Consider the following 5,502-nt stretch of genomic DNA (forward strand, 5'->3'; position numbering starts at 1 on the left):
GCCGTGGTGGCCGATGAAGTGCGCAAGCTGGCCGAGCGTACTGCGCAGTCCACCATGGAGATCGCCAGCATCGTGCAGCAGATCCAGGGCACGGCGCGTCATGCCGCCGGCAGCATGACTGCCGGAATGCAAACCGTGCAAAGCGGCCAGCAACATGCCAGTGATGCCGGCTCGGCCATCATCACCATCCAGCAGCAGGTCGATCAGGTGCTACTGGTGGTGGCCGATATCCAGATGGCCCTGAGTGAGCAGAGTAATACCAGCCAGGTGTTGGCAAAAAATGTGGAGCAGGTGGCGCAGATGTCGGAAGAAAACAGCCGGGCGATGAAGGGGACGGCGGAGACAGTGGGGCAGTTGCAAAGCTTGTCGGAGCAGCTCAGTGCGCTGGCGGCGCGCTTTACCGTGTAGTCAGGCGCAGGGACGGGCGTAACAAGGCAAAGGCCGCTGGGAAGCGGCCTTTGTCATGGGGAGGGGGCGAGAAAAACTGCCAGGTGCGTCGTCTTCACTGTTGGGTTCGACAGCCTGGGCCGCCGGGTATTGGTCGATCCAGTCCAGCTCATCCAGCTCGGCCAGCATCGCCTGACGGGCATTCTGGCGCAGGCCGGAACGGCTGTTGCGATGGGCGCCACCCTTTTTCAGCAAGGGTGAGCAGGCGTAGGGATTACGCGGTTTCACGGTATGCATTTTCATCTCCATGCATGCGGCTGCGGCACAGCTGCTGCAGGGCATTGTAGAAAGCACCGCGCCACAGTCAAGCGGCGTGTGGGATGGCCAGGGCAAACCACGCGCTATTCGCTGGCTTGCCCGCGCCCCTGGCTTAGTGTGCCGGCGTGGTGGCGCTGGCGGGCCAGGGAAAATCCGCCGTACCCATCAGCCGTACCGGCTGCGTGCCGGCGGTGAAATACGCGGCTTGCGAACGTGGCAATGGCGCGCGGCCACGTATGGTATCGGCCAGTTTCTCCGCCATCATGATCACCGGCGCATTGAGGTTGCCGGTGGTGACGCGCGGCATGATGGAGGCGTCTACCACGCGCAGGCCGTCCACGCCGTGCACCAGTCCATCCTTGTCCACCACTGCCATGTCGTCGTAGCCCATCTTGCAGGTGCAGGACGGGTGCAGCGCGGTTTCGGCATGTTCGCGCACGAAGGCGTCGATCTCGGCATCGCTCTGAATCTTCATGCCCGGCTTGATTTCCTCGCCACGGAATTCGTCAAAGGCCTGCTGGGCGATGATTTCCCGCGTCAGCCGCACGCCGGCGCGGAATTCCTGCCAGTCCACCGCATGCGCCATGTAATTGAACTGCAGCAGTGGTTTGACGCGCGGGTCGCGGCTGGCCAGCCGCACAAAACCGGTACTGGGGGAGCGCATGGAGCCGACATGGCACTGGAAGCCGTGCGCCTTTACCGGATTGCTGCCGTCGTAATTCATCGCCAGCGGAATGAAGTGGTATTGCAGGTTGGGCCAGGCAAAGTCGCTGCTGCTGCGGATAAAGCCACCCGCTTCAAAGTGATTGGTGGCCCCCAGGCCGGTACCGTTCAGATACCACTCCACGCCGATGGGTGGCTTGTTCCACCACTGCAGCGCCGGGTAAATGGAAACCGGCTTGGTGCAATGGTATTGCAGATACATTTCCAGATGGTCTTGCAGGTTCTCGCCCACGCCGGGCAGGTGTACCACGCTGCTGATGCCGTGTTGTTTGAGCTGGTCGGCATGGCCCACGCCGGAGCGTTGCAATAGCTGCGGGCTGGCAATCGCCCCGTTGCAGACGATGACCTCGCGCCGCGCCTCGGCCTGTTGCAGGCTGCCGCCTTGCAGATAGTTCACGCCCACGGCGCGGTTGCCGGCAAAGCGGATCTGGTCGGCCAGCGCACGGGTTTTCACCGTCAGGTTGGCGCGGGGCCGGGCCTGATCCAGATAAGCCAGCGAGGTGCTGCAGCGGCGGCCGGATGGCGTGGTAGTGCGGTCCATCGGCCCGAAGCCTTCCTGGCGGTAGCCATTGAGGTCGTCGGTGCGCGGGTAACCGGCCTGCTCACCGGCAGCGATAAAGGCGTGGTACAGCGGGTTGTTGTCCGGCCGTGGAGTGGTGACATGCAGCGGGCCTTCGCCGCCGTGGAAGTCGTTGGCACCCTTGTCGTAGCTTTCCGCCTTGCGGAAGTAGGGCAGGCAGTCCAGATAGCTCCAGTTTTCCAGCCCGCTGTTTTCGGCCCAGCCGTCAAAGTCCAGCGCATTGCCGCGGATGTACACCATGCCGTTGATCAAGGACGAACCACCCAGCCCCATGCCCCGGCCCTGGGTCATGATGCGGTTGCCCATATGTGGCTCCGGCAGGGTGGTATAGGCCCAGTTATAGGTGGTGCCTTGCAGCGGGTAGGCCAGCGCCGCCGGCATCTGGGTGCGCCAGTCCAGCCGCCAGTCTGGCCCGCCTGCTTCCAGCAGCAGCACGCTGACATCGGCATCTTCGGTGAGGCGGGCAGCCAGCACACAACCGGCAGAACCGGCCCCGACGATGATGTAATCGAACTGTTGCGACATGGGTGCTCCTTGCAACGGATGGTTCAGACAAGACAAGACAAGGGCAGGCCGTGAGGTCTGCCGTTATCGTGTGGATGACCGGGTGAGCCGCCTGGCGTGTTAGCGCGGCGAACAAAATAGCGCAGCGTCCCTGGTGCAACGCTGCAACAGGCGCGCTGCTGGCAGCGCTCAGGCGTAAGGACTGGCCACCCCGGTCAGCTCCACATACACGCTCTTGCGCTGGGTGTAGCAGTCGATGGCGGTAAGGCTGTTTTCATAGCCCAGGCCGGATTCCTTGTAGCCACCAAACGGCATTTCAATCGGCGTGATGTTGTAGTTGTTGATCCAGCACACCCCGGCTTGCAGCTTGGCCACCACGCGGTGGGCGCGTGCCAGGTCGCGGGTGAACACCCCCGCCGCCAGCCCCAGCCGGCTGGCATTGGCGCGCTGGATCACTTCAGCCTCGTCGTCGAACACCAGTACCGACATCACCGGGCCAAAGATTTCCTCGCTGACAATGCGCATGTCGTCGCGGCACTGGTCGAAAATCGTCGGGGCAATGAACCAGCCGGCTTCACAACCCGGTACGATCACGCGCTGGCCACCGGCGGCCAGTACCGCGCCTTCGCTCTGGCCGATGTCGATGTACTTGAGCACGCTTTGCGCATGGCCGGGCGATACCTGTGCCCCCACCTGGGTGTCCGGGTGCATCGGGTCGCCAATCTTCAACAGCGCGGTGCGTTCTTTCAGCCGCTGCATGAAGGCGCCGTGGATGCTGCGCGCCACGAACACGCGGGTGCCATTGGTGCAGATTTCACCCTGGGTGTAGAAGTTGGCCAGCATGGCAGCGGACACCGCCTGTTCGAGGTCGGCATCGTCAAAGATGATCAGCGGCGACTTGCCGCCCAGCTCCATGGTGACGCGCTTGAGCGTGCTGGCGGCGTCTTTCATGATGGCTTTGCCGGTATCCACCGAGCCGGTAATCGACACCTTGGCCACGCGTTCGTCGGCAATCAGCTGGCGCGCCACGGACGAGCTGCCCTGGATCACGTTGAACACGCCATCCGGCACACCGGCTTCGCTGTAGATTTCTGCCAGCAGAGCGGCGCTCATCGGCGTCATGCCCGAGGGTTTGTAAATCATGGCATTGCCGCAGGCCAGTGCCGGGGCCGATTTCCAGCAGGCAATCTGGATGGGGTAGTTCCACGCGCCTATGCCCAGGCATACGCCCAGCGGCTCGCGCCGGGTATAGGCAAACGCGCCCTTGAGCTGAAAGTGCTCGCCGTGAATGCCAGCGGCCATGCCGGCAAAGTATTCGATGCAATCGGCGCCGGACAGCACATCCACTGCCTCGGCTTCCTGGATTGGCTTGCCGTTGTCGCGTACTTCCAGTTCGGCCAGCTCGCGGTTGCGCGCCCGCAGAATGCCCACCGCCTTGTTCATGATGCGGCCACGCTCGGCCCCGCTCATTTCGCTCCACACGGCAAAGCCGGCTTCGGCACTCTTCACCGCCTGTTCGGCCTCGGCCGCGCCAGCCTGCTGTACCTGGCACAGCAGTGCGCCGGTGGCAGGGTTGAAGTTGTCGGCGAGCGGCAGCGCTGGATTATCCAGGTAGCGGCCACCGATATAGCTTTTCAGGATGCCATCTTGCACGGTGTCTTCCTTGTGTTCTGGGTAGGCGATTGCCGATGATGGCATTGATTTAGCCATCAAGCAGCGCTGGCTGCGTGTCAAAAGCCGACACGGGGGCGGATTGTGGCGACATGGCGGGACAGCCTGGCGGCTGACGACCACTGCATCATGGCCAGCCGGCTTGCGGCCTATGCCACGCTTGAGCGTGAGGTCGTGATGGGGAGTTGACCTTGCCAACTCTCCCCTGATGAATCTGCTTTGGTGTTGGATGTGCCGGGGCAGGGTGAGGGCCGTTTTTGGCCGATGGGCTGTGCTTTTCCGGCTGCGGCCTTAGTGCAGTAACAATTCCGGCAAGGAGGTGCGTTTGCTTTCATCCTCCTGCCATACCACCTGATCATCCACTGCATACAGCCAGCATCTGGCACCGGGGTCGGCCAGACAGATCGCCAATGTCTTGCGCATGGCATCGCTATCATTGGCGATCCAGCGCCAGCCACCGCGCTGATTGATGACAAAGGCCTTGGGTGTGGCGGCTTTCAGATAGAGAGGATAACGGGCGCGGCCTTTGTCGCCGATGTAGGGGATGGCCTGGGCATCGTCGATAGGGGCGTAAGCGGAGGGTGGCGGCACCTTGTCGCGGTGCTGCAAGGGGCTGCTTGGCGTGGGTGCAACTGCCGCTGCCGTATCAGTCATCCGCCCTGCCAGGGCGGTAGCCAAGCCATCCAGCAGTACGCTTTCCCAATTGGTTGCCAGGATATTCGGCGCAAAAGTCCTTTTGGACACCACCTCCACCCGGGTCTGACTGGCCTTGCTCGGGGACTGCACGGGGGACACAAAGATCGCCACATTCTCGCCATAGCTGAAGGCGCTGATGCTACGTTGCGCCAGGGCCATTCCCTGCTGTTTGTCGCCGTTGACATAATCCAGGCCACTGGCGCGAACCACTCCCGGCAGCACGGCCCACACCTGTTCGGTTGATGCCGTGTATACGCGGGATGTTCCTGAGCCCTTGGCTGCAATCGAGGTGGCCATGGTGGAGCAGCCACTCAGCAGTGCAATACAGGCAAACAGCAGGCTAATCCACAAGCATCTCGACATCATGTGCAGGCTTTCAGGGAAGGGCTGGCAGCGTGCCAGCAACAAGGGCGGCCGCGAATGCGGCTATGTATGCATGCCAAAATAATATCACATCATCATTATCGGAGCGGCCGCTGGCGCCAAGTCTGCATGGCCGGGGTGAGTGCCGTGATTGGGTTTTGCTGTTGGATAAGGTGGTGAGCACCGAGGCAAGAATCCGCTCACGCGGATAATGGTTTAAGGGCCGCTTCCGCGCGGCGGACGGGAAAGGGATCTTTGCT

General features: G+C 62.4%; 5 protein-coding genes. 1 reads left to right on the plus strand and 4 read right to left on the minus strand.

Going from position 1 to position 5,502, the window contains the following annotated elements:
- Positions 1 to 408: methyl-accepting chemotaxis protein (locus EAY64_RS19710; protein ID WP_233566520.1), on the plus strand; the 408-nt coding region annotated here is incomplete at its 5' end.
- Here the strand turns inward: EAY64_RS19710 and EAY64_RS19715 are convergent.
- From EAY64_RS19715 to EAY64_RS19730, 4 genes are all read right to left on the minus strand, one after another.
- Positions 409 to 684: a hypothetical protein gene (locus tag EAY64_RS19715; RefSeq protein WP_103526417.1), complete on the minus strand. Its 276-nt coding sequence runs from the start codon at positions 682 to 684 to the stop codon at positions 409 to 411.
- Positions 685 to 817: 133 nt separating this feature from the next.
- Positions 818 to 2,533 carry a choline dehydrogenase gene (gene betA, locus EAY64_RS19720; RefSeq protein WP_103526419.1) on the minus strand — a complete coding sequence of 572 codons (1,716 nt, stop codon included), beginning with the start codon at positions 2,531 to 2,533 and terminating at the stop codon, positions 818 to 820.
- Positions 2,534 to 2,701: 168 nt separating this feature from the next.
- Positions 2,702 to 4,210 (minus strand): betaine-aldehyde dehydrogenase, encoded by a 1,509-nt coding sequence (gene betB, locus EAY64_RS19725; protein WP_226034186.1) that lies wholly within the window; start codon positions 4,208 to 4,210, stop codon positions 2,702 to 2,704.
- 264 nt (positions 4,211 to 4,474) lie between these two features.
- On the minus strand, positions 4,475 to 5,245 hold the full coding sequence (locus EAY64_RS19730; RefSeq protein WP_147456254.1) for a YceK/YidQ family lipoprotein: 771 nt from the start codon (positions 5,243 to 5,245) through the stop codon (positions 4,475 to 4,477).
- Positions 5,246 to 5,502: the final 257 nt, after the last annotated feature.

This window comes from Aquitalea palustris, assembly GCF_003693445.1.
Lineage (GTDB): Bacteria > Pseudomonadota > Gammaproteobacteria > Burkholderiales > Chromobacteriaceae > Aquitalea > Aquitalea palustris.

Bases quoted from the DNA above. Each gene is read 5' to 3' on its own strand.
- betB (WP_226034186.1), bottom strand. From the start codon at position 4,210: ATGCCATCATCGGCAATCGCCTACCCAGAACACAAGGAAGACACCGTG.
- EAY64_RS19730 (WP_147456254.1), bottom strand. From the start codon at position 5,245: ATGATGTCGAGATGCTTGTGGATTAGCCTGCTGTTTGCCTGTATTGCA.
- betA (WP_103526419.1), bottom strand. From the start codon at position 2,533: ATGTCGCAACAGTTCGATTACATCATCGTCGGGGCCGGTTCTGCCGGT.
- EAY64_RS19715 (WP_103526417.1), bottom strand. From the start codon at position 684: ATGCATACCGTGAAACCGCGTAATCCCTACGCCTGCTCACCCTTGCTG.